This is a genomic window from Pantoea sp. S18 (genome assembly GCF_045689705.1).
Classification (GTDB): Bacteria; Pseudomonadota; Gammaproteobacteria; order Enterobacterales; family Enterobacteriaceae; genus Pantoea; species Pantoea symbiotica.
In genome coordinates this window covers 591,084-607,308 of the sequence record NZ_CP142689.1, presented here as the reverse complement: position 1 = coordinate 607,308, position 16,225 = coordinate 591,084, and the positions used below count along the sequence as shown (strand labels likewise).

Below are 16,225 nucleotides of genomic sequence, written 5' to 3'. Positions count from 1 at the left end.
ATTGCTCTGAGGATTCTGACATGACCACCTTTCATCAACTCAATGCCATCAGCCTGCGTGGCCAGCCCATCGCTATGGCCGATTTCGCCGGCAAGCTGGTTCTGGTGGTTAACACCGCAAGCCATTGTGGATTCACGCCACAATACGCCGGCCTTGAAGCGCTCTACAGAAAGTACGCCGCTCAGGGGCTGGTGATACTGGGTTTCCCCTGCAATCAGTTCGGTAAGCAGGAACCTGGCAGCGCCGATGATATCGCGCAGACCTGCCAAATTAACTACGGCGTGAGCTTCCCGATGTTTGAGAAAGTGGAGGTTAACGGCGCCGCAACGCATCCGCTATTTCGCTATCTAAAAGAAGAATTGCCCGGCGTGCTGGGCGGGCGGATCAAATGGAACTTTACTAAGTTTCTCATCGGACGTGATGGCAAACCGCTCAAGCGTTTTGCGCCGATCACCACTCCGGAGAAAATGGAAGCCGCAATCCTTGTTGCACTAGAAAGTTAATAGTGATTCCGTCTCTCGCCGTCCGAAATGTGCGAGCTATCACAATTAACAACATTTCTTTTTAAGCACTTAGCCTGTTTTCACCTTAAACATCACCTGCATGTCACGGTTTGTGACATGATAAACGTCATAAATCGCCTGATTGGATGTTTAAATATATGTTTGACGCCAGAAAGCTATCTACTTTAAATGCCCTCGAAAGCAGCGTGCACAATTATATTATCAAAAATATTAACGCGGTCATTTATATGACGATAAGAGAGCTTGCCGATAATTCAGGTGTGTCTACCGCAACTGTTCTGAGATTCTGTAAAAAAATGGGTTTCAAGGGTTACTCCGAACTCAAAGCCAGTATGAAGTTGCACCTGAACAGAAATAGCACATTACTTATTCCTCATGGCGCTGAGGAAATATTGACCTTTTTTAAAAGCATCAGAAACGATGAGTTTGATGAGATGATTAGTCAGGCGGCAGAATACATTCGTTGTGCAGAACGGGTGTTCTTTGCCGGCGCAGGCAGCTCTGGCACGCTCGGCAGGTATGGTGCCCGTTTCTTCTCTAACATGGGCAAGTTCAGTAATCACATTGACGATCCCTATTATCCTGTGAGCTCGGATATGGTGCAGAGTTCAGTGGCCATCGTGCTTTCTGTCTCTGGCGAAACACCCGAGATAGTGAAACTTGCCAGACAATTTGTCATTCACCATTGCAAAGTGATTGCGATAACCTGTAACCCGGATTCAACCCTGGCAAAACTCGCTGACTTTATTGTTCCCTATCATGTATCCCGTATTTTGATTGATGACGAATATGACATTACCACTCAGGTTCCGGTTATTTTTATTCTTGAATCGATAGGCCGGAAGCTGGTGGTGAATAATGTCAGTGAGATGTCACGCGGTGTGACATTTTTGTAATTATCGACCGGTTATAACATATTGTGACTTCGTGACATTGCCGAAGCGATTTTCTAACATTGCCGCGATTAGTTCGCCTCTGACGGACTGAATTCCCTCTGGCAATGGAAGAAAACCATGGCAATAAATTATGCGGATTCTGCAAAAGAGATTGTAAAGCTGATAGGTAGCGATAATAACGTGATAAGTGTCACGCATTGCGCTACACGTCTGAGGTTTGTGCTTAAAGATTATGCTCTGGTCGATGTTGAATCACTCAAGCGGGTTAAAGGGGTGATTACCGCGATGCAGGCCAGCGGCCAGATGCAGGTGGTTATTGGTAACCACGTTGGTGATGCTTACCGCGAAGTGCAGAATCTACTCAATATCGACGAAAGTGTTGCGGTAACACCGCCTAATGTCGGTATCGTAAGCCGCGTTATGGATATCATCTCCAGCATATTTGCGCCTTTCCTCTATCCGCTGGCAGCCTGCGGTGTGCTGCAGGGCATCATTTCGCTGCTGACCGCCATCGGTTGGATGGATCCGGCAAGCGGCACCTATCGCATTCTTAATTTTGTTTCGTGGACCGGCTTTACCTTCCTGCCCGTCATGGTGGCTTTTACCGCCGCAAAAAAATTCAACGTAAATCCGTTTACAGCGGTAATCGCCGCCTGTGCGTTGGTGTCGCCGGATTACCTGAATATGCTGACGGCCAACAAAATACTCACCGCCAACTCAGCCGATCCGGCTGTGCATGCTTTGATGCAGAGCGCAGTTGAAAACCCGGCTATTTCAAAGGTGTTGGTGGAGATTGCCGGCATTCCGCTAGATGCCGCGCCGCTGACCTTTATGGGCTTGCCGGTTCAGTATCTGAGTTACACCTCGTCGGTGATTCCGATTATTTTGATGGTCTGGGGCATGTCGTATGTTCAGCGCTTCTTTGAGCGCCTGCTACCGATGGTGATACGCAACCTGTTCACGCCAATGTTCTGCCTCGCCATTATGGTTCCACTCACGCTGCTGGCATTTGGCCCGGTCGGTAACATGATTGGTGGCGCCATCGGTGGCGTCTACAACACGCTCTATCACCTCAGTCCTTCTGTTGCCGGATTTGTGGTCGGTGCCTTGTGGATGCCGCTGGTTACGTTAGGCGTGCATTGGGGCATTACGCCCGTAACCGTCGGCAACTATGCAACCTTGGGCTACGACACCTTTACCGGCTTACAAGCCTCTGCCGTATTTGGCATGGCGGGCGCGGTGCTTGGCGTCTACCTGAAGGCGAAAGATGCTGAGCTCAAGCGTATGGCGCTCTCTGCAGGTGTGACGGCGTTGTTCGGCATCACTGAACCCGCCATTTACGGCGTGGCATTACGCCTCAAACGGCCAATGATCTGTGGCTGCCTCGCGGGGGCTGCTGGCGGCATGATTGCCGGTGCATTCAACGCGGTTTCCTGGAGTTACTGCATTCCAGGCATTGCCGTCCTGCCGGTGTTCTTTAAAGAAGGGCACATGACACAGTTCCTCGGCTTCCTGATATCCATTTTCGTTGCATTCGTTTTGGGCATGGTCTTCTCTTGGGTAGCGGGATTCAAAGAAGACAGCCAGCCTGACGTTCGCCCTGTGCCGCAGCCTGGCACCATCTGATCAAGAGATACTTATTATGAATAATCAATTCCCAGAAAATTTCATGTGGGGCGGCGCGGTTGCGGCTCACCAGGTCGAAGGTGCGTGGGATAAAGGCGGAAAAGGCCCGAGCATTGTCGATGTGCTGACCAGCGGGGCGCACGGCGTTGATCGCGTTATTACCTCGGACATTCAGGATGACTGCTTTTATGCCAATCACGAAGCATCTGACTTTTACCATCGTTATCCTGAAGACATCGCGCTGCTGGCCGAAATGGGCTTCCGCTGCTTCCGTACATCGATAGCCTGGTCGCGTATTTTTCCGCGCGGCGATGAAGTCGAGCCGAACCAAGAGGGGCTGCGTTTTTACGATGCGCTATTTGATGAGCTGTTGAAATACGGGATTGAACCGGTTATTACGCTGTCCCATTTTGAAATGCCCAATTTCCTGGTCACCGAATATGGCGGCTGGAAAAGTAGAAAAGTTTTGGACTTCTTTGTCCGCTTCAGCACGGTGGTGATTGAACGCTTCCAGCACAAAGTAAAATACTGGATGACCTTCAATGAAATTAATAATCAGCGCAACTGGAAAACCCCACTTTTCGGTTATTGCTGTTCCGGCGTTATTTTCACCCACGAGCCTAATCCTGAAGAGTGCATGTATCAGGTTCTGCATCATCAATTTGTTGCCAGTGCTCAAGTGGTGAAGTTAGGACACGACATTAATCCTGAGCTGAAAATTGGCTGCATGATCGCCATGGTGCCGCTGTATCCGTTTTCCTGTCACCCAGATGACGTGATGTATGCCCAGGAAGCGATGAGGGAACGATTCCTTTTTAGTGATGTTCACATGCGCGGTCATTATCCGACTTATATCCTCAATGAATGGCAGCGCAAGGGATACCACATTGCGATGGAGCCCGGTGATGCGCAGATCCTGCGAGAAGGATGTGCCGATTATATCGGGCTGAGCTATTACATGAGTAATGCGGTCAGTAAAGAAAATGCCGGCAGCGGGACGGCGCTTTCAGGGTTCGAAGGAAGCGTGCCGAATCCACACGTTAAAGCCTCCGATTGGGGCTGGCAGATCGATCCGGTCGGCCTGCGTTATGTGCTGAATATTCTCTATGAGCGTTATGAAAAGCCGCTTTTCGTGGTTGAAAACGGTTTTGGTGCCATCGACAAATTGGATGAAAAGGGCGAGGTCAATGATGACTACCGCATCGATTATCTGCGCGCGCATATTGAACAGATGAAGAAAGCCGTGACTGAAGATGGCGTCGATCTTATGGGATATACCCCTTGGGGATGTATTGACTGTGTATCCTTTACCACCGGCCAATACAGCAAGCGTTATGGCTTTATCTACGTAAATAAAAATGATGATGGTAGCGGAGATTTTTCCCGCTCGAAGAAAAAGAGTTTTGACTGGTATCGCCGGGTCATCGCCAGCAACGGCGAAGAACTCTAACAAAATTAGGTGCGACAAGGATGTCGCACCTACAAAATTTTTAAGGCTTCTCTTTCTCGTCTTCAGCCGGAATCAGCGGTTCATCAATGGCGATGGATGAATTAGATTTCAGCAGCTGAATATCCAGAATCACGTAGGTCATGGTGGTGATGAATAACGAAATCACGCTGCCAATCACGCCGCTGGTGGTGAAGGTGAAATAGTTATACATCACCACCCAAGTCACACAAATAAACAGCGCCAGCGCAACGTTAATTGCCGACTGCGAATAATCGGTGGTGCGTGAACCCATTTCATTAATTTGCCGACTGAAATTCGCGCCGCTGTATTTCTCTAGCACAAAAATTCCCTGTTCCCAATTACGCAAACGACGTGCGCCACTGCGGGTGAGAAATACGTAGAGCAGCGAGACAAATAAACCCGAGAAGGCGATCAGTACCGGCACCGCTTCCAGCGCATAAGCGAGGCTTTTATGGCTGGATGCTTGCGGCGTGAGATCCAATGTTAATGACGCACCCAGCGCGGCATATAAAAACACAAACAGCAGCAGAAACAGCGCGTTGCGCCGCCAGTCGAGATCGGCTTCGTGATCCTTCTGCTGACGTGCGCTGTGCAGCGCCTGCTGTAATAACGTGGCATTGGTGGATGCGGTGTCAATACTCTCAATCTCTTCACCTAATAAGCGGTGAATAAACGGCTGATCGGCCGGTTCAACGGTGATGCGCATAGATTTCTCGGTAACGTAACGATCAAAGGCGTCAGTGTAACGTAAATCGTCTGGCACGCGCAGAATCTGCGAGTAAGCGCGCAATTTTCCAACTATGTTTCGGCTTGTATTGCACATTATTTGTACAATTAATGGGCGGTTATTACTGACCGCGCAAATCACGACGGAGTAACGAGCTATGTCGTATGTTGATGGTTTTGTCGTAGCGGTGCCGGAAGCCAATAAGGAGGATTATCGTGCCATGGCGGCCAAAGCCGCGCCGCTGTTTAAAGAGTTTGGCGCCACCCGTATTGTCGAGTGCTGGGCAGACGATGTGCCTGAAGGCACGCAGACCGATTTCTATCGCGCAGTAAAAGCCGAAGAGGGCGAAACGGTGGTATTCAGCTGGATCGAATATCCCTCGCGAGAAGCGCGTGACGCCGCCAATGCCAAAATGATGTCCGATCCGCGCATGAAAGAGATGGGCGAGAATATGCCGTTCGATGGCAAACGCATGATCTATGGCGGATTCGCGATCTTGCTGGATGAGTAGCTGAGAGCTAATGCGTTATGATGGTCGCCATGAATGGCGACCCTACGACTTGGTGCTGTATCACCTTCCGATATCATTTATGATCTTCAAAATCTGAACTGACCTCTAAGCGATTGGCGCTCGTGGATTATTCGGGTAACGTGGAATGCTTAACTTTGTTACCTACAAATAATTACCGCACGCTAAGTTGCAGGAGAGTCAGTCCATGGCCGTTAATTCCAACATCGTCGGCATTGTCAGCGATGAGTTCACCAATCCCAATACCGTAAAGCTACTCAATGAAGTTACGCGTCAGTTGAATGAACGCGGCTTGATTACGCTGCTGCTCAATGCCAATTCCCGTGAAAGTTATCAAAGCGCGCTTCGTAACGCCGCGCAACTTCCTGTCAGCGGTTTAGTGTTTCTTACCTCGCTGTTTAGTGATGAGCTGAGTGTGGCAGCCGATATTCTGCCGCAGGCGACATCCGTCCATCTCAGCCACAGCGCCAGCGCGGATGCCAACGTCGTGATTGCCGATGGTTTTGACGCAGGCGCAGAGATGGGATTATTGCTGCTGTCGCAAGGTCATCAACGTTTCGGCTTTATGCACAGCCAGGAAAACAGCGCACCTGCGCGTCAACTGGACGGTTTTGTCGCCAGCCTGCAAGCAGAACAGAAAGAACTGAAAATCGAACTCTGTGCCGGTGGCAACGATCGCGAACTGGCTTATCAGGCGATGATGGCGTATTTGAAGAAAACTCGTGCTGCCGAGCGCATCAATGCGCTGTTCTGCGAAAGCGATGTGTTGGCGTTTGGCGCGTTACAAGCGGTGCGTGACTTCGCGCAAGGCGCTCATATTGCGGTGGTGGGTTTTGATGATGTCGATGAAGCGCGCGCGTCGACCTGGCATCTGACCAGCTGGGCGCAGCGTCGTGATTTGCTGGTGGCCGAAGCGTTGAATCGTTTATTGGAGAACCGCGCTGATACCAGTAACGCCTGGCAGCAGGGCGAGTTACAGGTGCGCCATTCGCATCACGGCAAGCATGTGCCGGGCGAAATGTCGCAGTGCGGATGTGCGATTCGGCATTGATAGCCGAAACAGGAACGGAAGGAGATGTTAATGCTGTGGCTTATCGCCAAATATGCCATCACTGCCGGCATGGTGGTGCTGATCTCTGAAGTGGCTAAGCGTAGCGATCGCCTCGGTGGACTGATTGCCGCGCTCCCTTTGGTAACCGTGCTGGTGCTGATCTGGATGAAACTTGAAGGACAAAGCCAGGCCAAAATTGCCAGCCACGCGTGGTACACCTTCTGGTATGTGGTGCCGACTTTACCGATGTTTGTCGCCTTTCCGTTTCTCTATCAACGCCTCGGATTCTGGCCGACGCTGATTGCGAGCTGCGTGCTCACCATCTTGTTATTTCTGCTGTGGGCCACGCTGCTCAAGCGCTTTGGCATTGAGCTGATGTAATTTAGCTAAGTGAAAAGAGGGCGTTTGCCCTCATTTCCAGTCACTCAGAAAGCATATGCGGCGCTTGAAACTAGCTGAACAAAGGGCCCAGCAAGGGTTTGATTATGGTGCGCAATAATCTGCTCAGCGCTCAGCACGCCGTTATCCACCGAAGTATGTCCATCCTCAATCAGTACCACGCGAAAACCTAAATCTGCGGCAGCACGACAAGTGGTATCCACGCAGTATTCGCTCTTCATTCCAACAATCACTAACTCTTGAATATCGGCACTTTTCAGCGCTGCCAGTAATTCAGTGTCGCGAAAACAGTTGGGAAAGCGCTTCACAAATACCCGATCGCGCGATGCATTCATCTGCAGTTCAGGAATCAACTGAGTCAGCGGGCTGCTTGCGGCGAAGGGCGATCCATCCGGTCCGATGTGGCGCGCGAAGAAAATGGGCGCATGCGCTTGACGGGCTAACGCGATTAGCTGATTGATATTCGCTAAAACAGGTTCCGCAGCAAAGGGCGCTGGCGAAGCGTGAAATAACCCATTCTGCATATCAATGACTAACAAGGCTTTGTGTTGCGATGGCTGCATGGTGTGTCTCCTTTCTGCATGCTATGAACGGAGACCATTCCCCGTCCAGTGATTGACGGGGCTGAGGATGCTGGAGCTTATCTCTTCGCTACAGATGCACACACGCCGCCGCCATATGCGGTGGTGGTTGTGGTCTCTGTGGTTAATGCGTTGAAGATAGACATAAAAGCTCGCCAGAAAGTGGTGTGAGTTTTGAATCTAACAGAGTGCCGCGAGAAAACAAGCGTGAAGTGTTAACAGCTGTGAAACAAAAAGGCGAGCGCGGATTAACATGCGTTCGCCTGGTGTTTAATGCTTGGTTCCATTACCTGAACCGTCACGATTGCGGAAAATATGCGTCACGTTGTCAGTATTCTTGATCGCCACTCCGCTCGACTGCGGTGTTTCAATATGATTCATCACTTCCGACATCGCGCGGCTTAGTGCTTGCTGGCGCGGAGGATCGCGCTCAATCGAGGCCATCCCACGCAATTTATCCAGCAGCGCGCGCGGTGAAAGCGGGCCGGATTTTTTCAGCAACTGTAAAATTGCATCGCCCATGATGATGTCGGTGAGCCGTTCTTCATCACTTCTGTACATAGATTCTCTCTGGTTACCGCGTCAGACCTGCGGCAAATAACAAAGTGGATTCAGTCTTACCAGTGTGCGAATGAGGCGGAAACCACTTGGTTAATTCTCAGGCCAGCTACGCCTGGTTAGGATTCTCGTTCTACGGAAAACATCAGTCCAATTAATTGCTGATAGTGAATTTCTGCTTCAGTACCGCGCGCTTGTTCCATGCGGCACAGCAACTTGGTACACAGTGTTTTACGGCTTAGCGTCCGTCCGGAACGCAAGATTTCAACCACAATCTGCCCCAGCGTTTCCTGCTGCGAAGGCAAAGAGGCTTCTTTGAAGTAGCGCGCAATAGTTTCTGACGCGGTGGAAAAGTTACGATCCTGACGCATGGTTCCATCCTTAAGGTTGACGTATAACTTTAGCCAACAAACTTATACAAGTTTAATTAATATGTACAGGAATATGGCGAATCAGTTTCGCAGTGATTTGGCCAAAAGTGCTAATTTATTGTTAACAATAACTTAAGGAATGGATAGGGCAATGCTGAGTGTATTCCGCGCAACACTCGTCACTTTATCGTCTTTCGGTCGCCATGAATGGCGACCCTACAAAGGCTTGGAGCGTTTTTTGTAGGGTGCGCATTCATGCGCACCTGCATATTACCGTTTATAGTTCATCAGCCATCCGTCGATCGCGTCAGCGTTTCCCAGCGATCAATCTCTGCGCTAAATGATTCAATCTTCTGCCGTACCAGCCCCAAAGCATCGCTTCCTAACAACAGATGCGCCGGGGGATTGCTGCTTTCGATCACCTCCAGGATTGCGCTGGCGGCTTTGAGCGGATCGCCCAACTGCTTGCCGCTTTTCTCCTCTCGCGCCTGCCGAATCGGGTCAAACTGCGCATCGTAGTCGGCGATGCTGCGTGCGCTACGCACCATCGAACGACCGGCCCAATCGGTGCGAAACGATCCCGGAGCAACGGCGGTCACGTGAATGTTGAAAGGTGCCAGCTCTTTGCTCAGGGTTTCCGAAATCCCTTCCAGCGCAAACTTGCTGCCGCAGTAATAGCTGATCCCGGGCATGGTGATGAACCCGCCCATTGAGGTGATGTTGATGATGTGGCCGTGACGGCGCTGGCGCATAAAGGGCAGCAAGGCTTTAATCATCGCCACTGCGCCATACACGTTGACGTCAAACTGGCGGCGCATCTCATCCAGCGATGACTCTTCCATCACGCCTTCATGACCGTAACCGGCGTTATTCACCAACACATCTATTGGGCCAACGTGGGATTCAACATTGGCAATCACCGCGTCAATGGCGGCGAAATGGGTGACATCCAACTCATAGGCGAAAGCATTTTCCGCATGCAAACTTTCAAACTCAGCCTTTGCGGCAGCATTGCGCACGGTACCGACCACGCGATAGCCACGACTTAATGCAACTTGTGCCAATGCGCGACCAAATCCGCTGCTGACGCCGGTAATGAATAATGTTTTAGTCCTGGACATTTGCGGTTTCTCCTCAAAAAGTAGAGGATGCATAATAATCTGACGATTAAACGGTAATAAGACCTTATCTTGTATATTCCTTGCCTAATCTTATGAAGGTGATGTTGCTCGATGAAAGAAACGCTCCAGCAGCAAACGGTAGAGCTGCTTAAAACGCTAGCGCCGCAGGAAGGTTACAACCTGACCGCGCTGCCGGACGTGCGCATCCTGCGTTCCGATCGGCCGCTGGCGCGCACGCCGGTGCTGTACGATCCGGGCATCGTGATTGTGTGTCAGGGATCGAAGCGCGGTTTCTTTGGCGAACAGATCTATCTGTACGATGAGCAACATTATCTGGCGGTTTCGGTGCCGGTGCCTTTTACCATGGAAACGGCGGCGTCAGCGGAACATCCGCTGCTGGCGATTTACCTGCATCTCGACTTCAATGTGGCGACTGAATTGCTGTTGCAGCTGGAGCAGCAGGATGTAGCGTTTGAGAGCCAGGCGGCGCAGAGCATGATGTCGAGTCCGATGGATCAGACGCTGCGCGAGACGGTATTGCGCTTTCTCACCACGCTAAATCATCCGCTGGATGCGAAGATGCTCGGCCCCGCGTTGGTGCGTGAACTCTATTATCGCGTGCTGACCGGTGCGCAAGGCAGCGCGCTGCGAGCAGCGCTCACCTTGCAGGGTCAATTTGGCAAAGTGGGCAAAGCGCTGAGCCACATTCACGCACACTATGCGCAGCCGCTAACGCTCGGACAACTGGCGGCGTTGGCGGGCATGAGTGTGCCCACTTTCCACACCCATTTCAAAAGCATCACCAATCAGCCGCCGATGCAGTATGTGAAGTCGGTACGATTGCATCAGGCGCGCATGCTGATGGTGCGTCAGGAGATGACGGCGGCGGCGGCCAGCCATGCGGTGGGCTATGAAAGCGCTTCGCAGTTTAATCGCGAGTTCAAACGTCTGTTTGGTTTGCCGCCAGCAGAAGAGATAAAACGCATGCAGCGTAACTTTGCCGTGCCGCCAGCGCACCAGGCTTCGCTGTTCGTTTCCTCACATTAACGCCAGTCTATGCTATAAATGATAACCATTATCATTTTTGGCGTGAGGCACAGGATGCAGTCAGCACAGGAAAATGCGTTAAGCGCGGATTGTTGTATCGTTGGCGGCGGTCCGGCGGGATTGATGCTGGGCTATTTACTGGCGCGCGCGGGCTTGCGTGCCGTGGTAATCGAGAAACATCCTGACTTTCTGCGCGATTTTCGCGGCGACACCATTCATCCCTCAACGCTGGAGATCATGCGCCAGCTTGGCTTGCTGGATGAGCTGCTAACCTTGCCACACCAACGCGCGGAGAAGCTGCAAGCGGAAGTGGCTGGCGAAGAGATCACCATGGCCGATTTCTCGCGTTTACCGGTTCAGTGCCGCTTTATCGCCTTTATGCCGCAGTGGGATTTCCTCAACTTTCTCGCCAAAAAAGCCGCTGAATTTCCGGGGTTTACTCTGCTGCAATCCACTGCATTTGACGACTTCGTTTATGAGGATGGCGCAATCAGCGGCGTGCAAACGTTACAGGGTAACGAGCGTCACATCATTCGCACTTCGTTAGTGATAGGTGCAGATGGTCGCAATTCGCAGGTCAAAGCCAAAGCCGGACTCACAGGAAAAAGCTTCGGTGCGCCACGCGATGTGTTGTGGTTCCGGCTGGAGAAACATCCCGATGATCCGCAGCTGGGCATGGGCCATAAAGGGCCGAAGCAGAACTTCATCGTCATCGATCGTGGTGATTATTGGCAGTGCGGCTACACCATTCAGAAAAACCAGTTCGACGAGTTAAAACTGGCGGGGTTGGATGCACTGAAAAGCACCATGGCGCAGGTGGCACCGTTCAGCGCAGAGCGCATGGCGGAAGTCGATGAGTGGGACAAACTCAAGCTATTGTCGATTCGCATCGATCGCCTCGATCACTGGATGAAACCCGGCGTGCTCTGTATCGGCGATGCTGCGCATGCGATGTCGCCGATTGGCGGCGTTGGGGTTAACCTGGCGATTCAGGATGCGGTAGCAGCAGCCAATATGCTGACCAAACCGCTGCAGCAGGGCAAGGTTGCTTTGCACGATCTGCAAAAAGTGCAGCAGCGCCGCCAGTTTCCAACGGTCGCTACCCAGTTCCTGCAAATCAAGATGAGCAGCAACAAACGCAAACGTTCTACACCGAGCAAAGTGCCACAGATGATCAGCCGCTTTCCGTTCCTGCGCCATCTGTTTGGCCGCTTAATTGGCCTGGGATTCCGCACTGAAAAGCCGCGTTATTTATAATCGGCAAAAAAAAGCCCGCTAAGCGCGGGCCAGGTAAACGTTACCAATCTGAAATTCTCGTAGCAACGCATTGCTGTGTGTTGCGTCGCTATAGTAGCAACAGATCGCTATCTGTGCAGGAAATGATCAATGAGTAAATTTTGTGCTAAGGATTAGCATTACGCTTTCCGCACGCGCGTTGACCACCAGCACATCAGCGATCCCAGGCTAACCATAGCGGTGCCTTGCCAGAAGGCGACGGTCAGATGCGAGCGCAAAATAAAGGCGGCGAGAAGCGAGGAGATGATCGGAATGAAGTAAGACGCGGCGGCCAAAATGGTGACGTTGCCATGCAAAATACCGACATTCCATGCAGCATAGCCAAAGCCCATTGCCATCGCCGCCAGCGCCAAACTGACGCAAACCCCAACGGATAATACAAACGGCGGCTGTGGCGAGAGCAAGAACTTAAGCCAAAGCGTCAGCGCGGTTAGGATAAAGAACAGCGTTATGCCATTGCTGCCGTTAGCAATTTTTTTGGTTACCACACAATATACCGCCCAGATCACCGCGCCGCTTAATGCTAGTCCGTAACTCAACGGATTATCCATCACGTTATGGGCGATCTCGCTGAATGAAAAACCCTGATTGCCGCCCAAAACGCGACAAATGCCCGCAACCGCCAGCAAAACGCCCGGAATAATCAGCGGATGAGTTTTTTGCCGATTCACTATCACCGCTAAAACGATGGTCAAACTTGGCCACAGATAATTGACCATGCCGACTTCAATCGCCTGGCGTCCGCTGTGGGTAAAGCCTAGTGAAAGCGACAGGCAGAGTTCATAACTGACGAACAGTACGCTGCCGATAATCAAATAGCGACGCGGAAAAGAGCGCAGTTTTGGCAAGCCTACGGTGAAAATCAGCAAAACCGCGCTGGCGCTGTATATCAGTGCCGCACCGCCAACCGGTCCGAATCCTTCGCTGACAGTTTTAATCAGTCCTACAATCGCGCTCCACAGCAGAATGGCCAGCAAACCAATCAGCGTCGCTCTCTTTTGGGGCATAACCCGCAACCTTATTTCGCAAATTCGGGCCAAAATCCTATCAAATCAAACGCGCTTTGTATTTGCTGGATTATCTGCGGTCTTTCGAGAGGTCGCCATGAATGGCGACCCTACATGGGATTTGAGCAGTTTTTCGTAGGGTCGCCATTTATGGCGACCTCACTCACCGAAACATCCATTACCACTTCATCTCGCCGGTATTCACTTTGGCGCTCAGGTCCAGAGAACTCTCCTCCGGCAGATTCGGATAAGCGGCTTTCATGGTCTCGATCACCTGGGCCGAACCTTTATGCTGCTGTAACGCTTTCTCAAAGGTTTGCAGGTAGTTCAAGGTAAAGGTAATCGCCGCATCACCCGCCGGGCGCTCGCCAAGATAATGGCCCGGAATTACTTGTTTAGGTTGCAGTTTTTGCATCTCGCTCAGCACATTACACCACTGCTGACGAATAGCTGGCGTTTGTGTATCGGCGGTCCAGACGTGAATGCCGGAAGCCACGCCGGTGCCACCGAGAATCGCTTTGTTGGCCGGGATCCATACGTAGGCGGCGTAATCATTGGCGTGACGCAGTTCCAGCGTTTCACCATCGACTTTAAAGCTGGTGGCATGCGTAACCTGCGGAACATACAACTGCTTTGGTGCGCCGTCCTTCATCTGCGGGCCCCAATACGCCAGTTTGGCGGCTTTGGTCGCTTCGATGTGTTTCACCACGTCCGACGTCGCCACAATCTTCACCTGCGGGAACGCTTTTACAATCGGTTCCAGACCAAAATAGAAGTCAGGATCGCCGGAGGTGATGACAATCTGCGCCAGCTTTTTGCCGCTGGCTTTAATCATCTGCACCAGTTTTTCACCGTCTTTAGTGCTGAACTGCGCATCAAACAATATTGCTTCATGCGGTCCGGAAACCAGCGTCGAAGAGACCGGGAAAATGCCGTTCTCCTGCGGGTTATACACCTCTAAATGGAGCGGCGCAGCGAAGGCAGGCAGGGCGGCAATGGCCAATGCCAGTGTCAGCGTTTTCATTTTCATCGAATTTTCCTTTATCCGGCACTTCGCCGTATTTGTGGCTCTATTGTAGGGAAATCGCTGGCTGGTAGAATTCCCGAAACTGGATATGATCAGTTTCATAAAACGATCAGATGGAGCCAACATGGACAGAGTCACGGCGGCAACAGTGTTTAACCGCATTTGCGAACTGGGCAGCTTAAGTGCTGCAGCGCGTGCACTGGATATTTCGCGGCCGATGGTCAGCCGCTATCTGGATGAAATGGAGAAGTGGGCTGGCGCGCGTTTACTGCACCGGTCATCACGCAAGCTAACCATCACGCCCGCTGGGGAGAAGATCCTCGAAAAATCGCGCGCGCTAGCCAGATTGGCTGAAGAGATTGCCGATCAGGGCGCGGATAGCGAGCCGCACGGCACGTTGCGCGTCGCCTGTGCGCACTCCACCGCCACGCATATTTTGGGGCCGATGATCCCGGCATTCCTGGCGCGTTTCCCGGCGATGCGCATCGAGCTGGAGATCAACAATCAGCCGGTGAGTTTGATCGGTGAGCGCATTGATGTGGCAGTGCGCATCACTGACGATCCCGAACCTGGCGCCATTGCCCGACGTTTAGGCGAGTGTGTTTCGGTGGTGTGCGCGTCACCGGGCTATCTGCAGGCGCATGGTTCGCCGCACACGCCAGCCGATCTCGCGCAGCATAACTGCCTGCATTACAGCCGTTTCGCTGGGCAGAGCTGGCAATTTTCAGATGCGCAGGGCGAAACGATCTCTGCAGCGGTGCAGGGCAATTTCAGCGCCGGCATCTCGTCGGTGTTGTGTGATGCGGCAATTGCCGGTTGTGGAGTGGCGATGGTGCCGGAGATGGAAGCGCGCAACGCCATCGACAACGGACAATTGCAAACCGTACTGCCGGCTTATCAGCCAAAAACGCTGGCGATCTATGGTCTTTACATGTCGCGTGAACGGCAGCCAGCGGCGCTGCGGGCGTTTTTAGATGCGGTGCAGCAGCAGTTAAGCGCCTGAAAGTTCGACATGCATTTGGGCTTGAAGGAATGACCAAATAATCAGTGTGTTAGGCAAATAATTCTGGCTAAGAAAAGCCGGTTTTCAGCCTGAAATCGCCAAAGTGGTGGCGAAAACTTGCTCAATTGTGGCCGATATAAAATGATGGCACCTGACCGGTGACGCGACGAAACATCGTGGAGAAAGCGGAGCTGCTGTCATAGCCGAGCGAGAGCGCCACCTCGTTTACCGATTTGCCCGCCACCAGCCACGCCAGCGCCGTCACCACGCAGGCGCGCTGTCGCCAGGCAGAGAAGGACAAACCGGTTTGCTGCAGGAAATGGCGCCGGAAGGTGCTGGGGCTCATAAACAGTGCGCTGGCCCAGCGATCGGCGGCATCATGAATGGTTGGCGCCAGTAAGAATTCCTGGCATTGCGCCAACAGCGCCGGATGCTGCGGCAGCGGAATATCGAATTCCCGTGCAGGCATCGCCGCAAGCTCCAATAGCAGCAACTGCACCAGCGATCGATCGCGATCGGATGCATATAACAGCGGTAACTCAACGGCTTCAATCAACAGCTGTCGCAGTAGCGGCGAGACGCTGATGACGCTACAGCGATCGCGCAATGCTGCCGCGCAAATCGGCTCGATATACAGGCTGCGCGTCGAGACGCCGACAAACTTCACGCTGTGCACAGTGTTCGGCGGAATCCACACCGCATGCTGCGGCGGCACCACCCATTCGCCCGCCTGCGTTGCGACGTGCATTAAACCCGTCGCGCCATACAGCAGCTGCGCGCGGCGATGGCGATGCTCTGGCAGCACAAATCCCTGCGCGTAGTCATTGCCCAGCGCCACCACGTCACGATCAATTTGGTCGTATTCATCAATGTGACTATTTCGCATCCCCGACATCCACCGCAAATTGACTGATTTGCAAGGGTAAATGAGCGCTGCGCAAATGGGAAGCGGGCAGCTTGCTGCGTAAGCTGCATCACTCTTTTCATGATG

Annotated in this window: 18 protein-coding genes; 10 read left to right on the top strand and 8 right to left on the bottom strand. The window is 52.3% G+C overall.

Going from position 1 to position 16,225, the window contains the following annotated elements; all coding sequences use genetic code 11:
- Positions 1 to 20 precede the first annotated feature (20 nt).
- From VIJ98_RS22655 to VIJ98_RS22640, 4 genes are all read left to right on the top strand, one after another.
- Positions 21 to 503, top strand: coding sequence for a glutathione peroxidase (locus VIJ98_RS22655; RefSeq protein ID WP_323271570.1), 483 nt, complete (start codon positions 21 to 23; stop codon positions 501 to 503).
- 158 nt (positions 504 to 661) lie between these two features.
- Complete coding sequence (locus tag VIJ98_RS22650; RefSeq protein WP_323271569.1) at positions 662 to 1,420, top strand: MurR/RpiR family transcriptional regulator; 759 nt, start codon at positions 662 to 664, stop codon at positions 1,418 to 1,420.
- Between the two features lie 117 nt (positions 1,421 to 1,537).
- On the top strand, positions 1,538 to 3,046 hold the full coding sequence (locus tag VIJ98_RS22645; protein ID WP_154156996.1) for a PTS transporter subunit EIIC: 1,509 nt from the start codon (positions 1,538 to 1,540) through the stop codon (positions 3,044 to 3,046).
- Between the two features lie 16 nt (positions 3,047 to 3,062).
- Positions 3,063 to 4,496, top strand: coding sequence for a 6-phospho-beta-glucosidase (locus VIJ98_RS22640; protein WP_407330315.1), 1,434 nt, complete (start codon positions 3,063 to 3,065; stop codon positions 4,494 to 4,496).
- Between the two features lie 40 nt (positions 4,497 to 4,536).
- Here the strand turns inward: VIJ98_RS22640 and VIJ98_RS22635 are convergent, their stop codons facing one another.
- On the bottom strand, positions 4,537 to 5,223 hold the full coding sequence (locus VIJ98_RS22635) for a hypothetical protein (protein WP_323271805.1): 687 nt from the start codon (positions 5,221 to 5,223) through the stop codon (positions 4,537 to 4,539).
- 178 nt (positions 5,224 to 5,401) lie between these two features.
- Here VIJ98_RS22635 and VIJ98_RS22630 point away from each other — a divergent pair, with 178 nt between their 5' ends.
- The 3 genes from VIJ98_RS22630 (at position 5,402) to VIJ98_RS22620 (ending at position 7,205) form a co-directional block, all read left to right on the top strand.
- Entirely contained in the window at positions 5,402 to 5,755 is a 354-nt protein-coding gene (locus VIJ98_RS22630; protein ID WP_008102079.1) for a DUF1428 domain-containing protein, read from the top strand.
- Between the two features lie 205 nt (positions 5,756 to 5,960).
- Positions 5,961 to 6,824, top strand: a complete 864-nt coding sequence (locus VIJ98_RS22625) for a substrate-binding domain-containing protein (RefSeq protein WP_323271567.1) — start codon at positions 5,961 to 5,963, stop codon at positions 6,822 to 6,824.
- 30 nt (positions 6,825 to 6,854) lie between these two features.
- A complete protein-coding gene (locus VIJ98_RS22620) occupies positions 6,855 to 7,205 on the top strand; it encodes a DUF3147 family protein (protein ID WP_008102074.1) in 351 nt (116 codons plus the stop codon).
- A gap of 44 nt (positions 7,206 to 7,249) precedes the next feature.
- On the opposite strand, the gene VIJ98_RS22615 is transcribed toward VIJ98_RS22620, so the two are convergent.
- The 4 genes from VIJ98_RS22615 to VIJ98_RS22600 form a co-directional block, all read right to left on the bottom strand.
- Entirely contained in the window at positions 7,250 to 7,786 is a 537-nt protein-coding gene (locus VIJ98_RS22615) for a cysteine hydrolase family protein (protein ID WP_323271566.1), read from the bottom strand.
- 288 nt (positions 7,787 to 8,074) lie between these two features.
- Entirely contained in the window at positions 8,075 to 8,365 is a 291-nt protein-coding gene (locus tag VIJ98_RS22610; protein WP_008102070.1) for a hypothetical protein, read from the bottom strand.
- Between the two features lie 116 nt (positions 8,366 to 8,481).
- Positions 8,482 to 8,733: a regulatory protein YcgZ gene (gene ycgZ / locus VIJ98_RS22605; protein ID WP_154157001.1), complete on the bottom strand. Its 252-nt coding sequence runs from the start codon at positions 8,731 to 8,733 to the stop codon at positions 8,482 to 8,484.
- Positions 8,734 to 9,020: 287 nt separating this feature from the next.
- On the bottom strand, positions 9,021 to 9,854 hold the full coding sequence (locus VIJ98_RS22600; RefSeq protein WP_323271565.1) for an oxidoreductase: 834 nt from the start codon (positions 9,852 to 9,854) through the stop codon (positions 9,021 to 9,023).
- A 111-nt stretch (positions 9,855 to 9,965) separates the two neighbouring features.
- Here VIJ98_RS22600 and VIJ98_RS22595 point away from each other — a divergent pair, with 111 nt between their 5' ends.
- A complete protein-coding gene (locus tag VIJ98_RS22595; protein ID WP_323271564.1) occupies positions 9,966 to 10,901 on the top strand; it encodes an AraC family transcriptional regulator in 936 nt (311 codons plus the stop codon).
- 54 nt (positions 10,902 to 10,955) lie between these two features.
- On the top strand, positions 10,956 to 12,158 hold the full coding sequence (locus VIJ98_RS22590; protein ID WP_323271563.1) for an FAD-dependent oxidoreductase: 1,203 nt from the start codon (positions 10,956 to 10,958) through the stop codon (positions 12,156 to 12,158).
- A gap of 158 nt (positions 12,159 to 12,316) precedes the next feature.
- Here VIJ98_RS22590 and yddG read toward each other — a convergent pair whose 3' ends face one another.
- Together yddG and VIJ98_RS22580 are read right to left on the bottom strand one after the other, a co-directional pair.
- On the bottom strand, positions 12,317 to 13,204 hold the full coding sequence (gene yddG / locus VIJ98_RS22585; RefSeq protein ID WP_323271562.1) for an aromatic amino acid DMT transporter YddG: 888 nt from the start codon (positions 13,202 to 13,204) through the stop codon (positions 12,317 to 12,319).
- A gap of 178 nt (positions 13,205 to 13,382) precedes the next feature.
- The gene (locus VIJ98_RS22580; protein ID WP_323271561.1) at positions 13,383 to 14,234 is read right to left on the bottom strand and encodes a Vmh family MBL fold metallo-hydrolase; all 852 of its coding nucleotides are present in this window, start codon (positions 14,232 to 14,234) and stop codon (positions 13,383 to 13,385) included.
- Between the two features lie 121 nt (positions 14,235 to 14,355).
- Here VIJ98_RS22580 and VIJ98_RS22575 point away from each other — a divergent pair, with 121 nt between their 5' ends.
- Positions 14,356 to 15,234: a LysR family transcriptional regulator gene (locus VIJ98_RS22575; protein WP_323271560.1), complete on the top strand. Its 879-nt coding sequence runs from the start codon at positions 14,356 to 14,358 to the stop codon at positions 15,232 to 15,234.
- A 121-nt stretch (positions 15,235 to 15,355) separates the two neighbouring features.
- Here the strand turns inward: VIJ98_RS22575 and VIJ98_RS22570 are convergent, their stop codons facing one another.
- On the bottom strand, positions 15,356 to 16,120 hold the full coding sequence (locus tag VIJ98_RS22570; RefSeq protein WP_323271559.1) for a helix-turn-helix transcriptional regulator: 765 nt from the start codon (positions 16,118 to 16,120) through the stop codon (positions 15,356 to 15,358).
- Positions 16,121 to 16,225: the final 105 nt, after the last annotated feature.

Bases quoted from the DNA above. Each gene is read 5' to 3' on its own strand.
- VIJ98_RS22655 (WP_323271570.1), top strand. From the start codon at position 21: ATGACCACCTTTCATCAACTCAATGCCATCAGCCTGCGTGGCCAGCCC.
- VIJ98_RS22650 (WP_323271569.1), top strand. From the start codon at position 662: ATGTTTGACGCCAGAAAGCTATCTACTTTAAATGCCCTCGAAAGCAGC.
- VIJ98_RS22645 (WP_154156996.1), top strand. From the start codon at position 1,538: ATGGCAATAAATTATGCGGATTCTGCAAAAGAGATTGTAAAGCTGATA.
- VIJ98_RS22640 (WP_407330315.1), top strand. From the start codon at position 3,063: ATGAATAATCAATTCCCAGAAAATTTCATGTGGGGCGGCGCGGTTGCG.
- VIJ98_RS22635 (WP_323271805.1), bottom strand. From the start codon at position 5,223: ATGCGCATCACCGTTGAACCGGCCGATCAGCCGTTTATTCACCGCTTA.
- VIJ98_RS22630 (WP_008102079.1), top strand. From the start codon at position 5,402: ATGTCGTATGTTGATGGTTTTGTCGTAGCGGTGCCGGAAGCCAATAAG.
- VIJ98_RS22625 (WP_323271567.1), top strand. From the start codon at position 5,961: ATGGCCGTTAATTCCAACATCGTCGGCATTGTCAGCGATGAGTTCACC.
- VIJ98_RS22620 (WP_008102074.1), top strand. From the start codon at position 6,855: ATGCTGTGGCTTATCGCCAAATATGCCATCACTGCCGGCATGGTGGTG.
- VIJ98_RS22615 (WP_323271566.1), bottom strand. From the start codon at position 7,786: ATGCAGCCATCGCAACACAAAGCCTTGTTAGTCATTGATATGCAGAAT.
- VIJ98_RS22610 (WP_008102070.1), bottom strand. From the start codon at position 8,365: ATGTACAGAAGTGATGAAGAACGGCTCACCGACATCATCATGGGCGAT.
- ycgZ (WP_154157001.1), bottom strand. From the start codon at position 8,733: ATGCGTCAGGATCGTAACTTTTCCACCGCGTCAGAAACTATTGCGCGC.
- VIJ98_RS22600 (WP_323271565.1), bottom strand. From the start codon at position 9,854: ATGTCCAGGACTAAAACATTATTCATTACCGGCGTCAGCAGCGGATTT.
- VIJ98_RS22595 (WP_323271564.1), top strand. From the start codon at position 9,966: ATGAAAGAAACGCTCCAGCAGCAAACGGTAGAGCTGCTTAAAACGCTA.
- VIJ98_RS22590 (WP_323271563.1), top strand. From the start codon at position 10,956: ATGCAGTCAGCACAGGAAAATGCGTTAAGCGCGGATTGTTGTATCGTT.
- yddG (WP_323271562.1), bottom strand. From the start codon at position 13,204: ATGCCCCAAAAGAGAGCGACGCTGATTGGTTTGCTGGCCATTCTGCTG.
- VIJ98_RS22580 (WP_323271561.1), bottom strand. From the start codon at position 14,234: ATGAAAATGAAAACGCTGACACTGGCATTGGCCATTGCCGCCCTGCCT.
- VIJ98_RS22575 (WP_323271560.1), top strand. From the start codon at position 14,356: ATGGACAGAGTCACGGCGGCAACAGTGTTTAACCGCATTTGCGAACTG.
- VIJ98_RS22570 (WP_323271559.1), bottom strand. From the start codon at position 16,120: ATGCGAAATAGTCACATTGATGAATACGACCAAATTGATCGTGACGTG.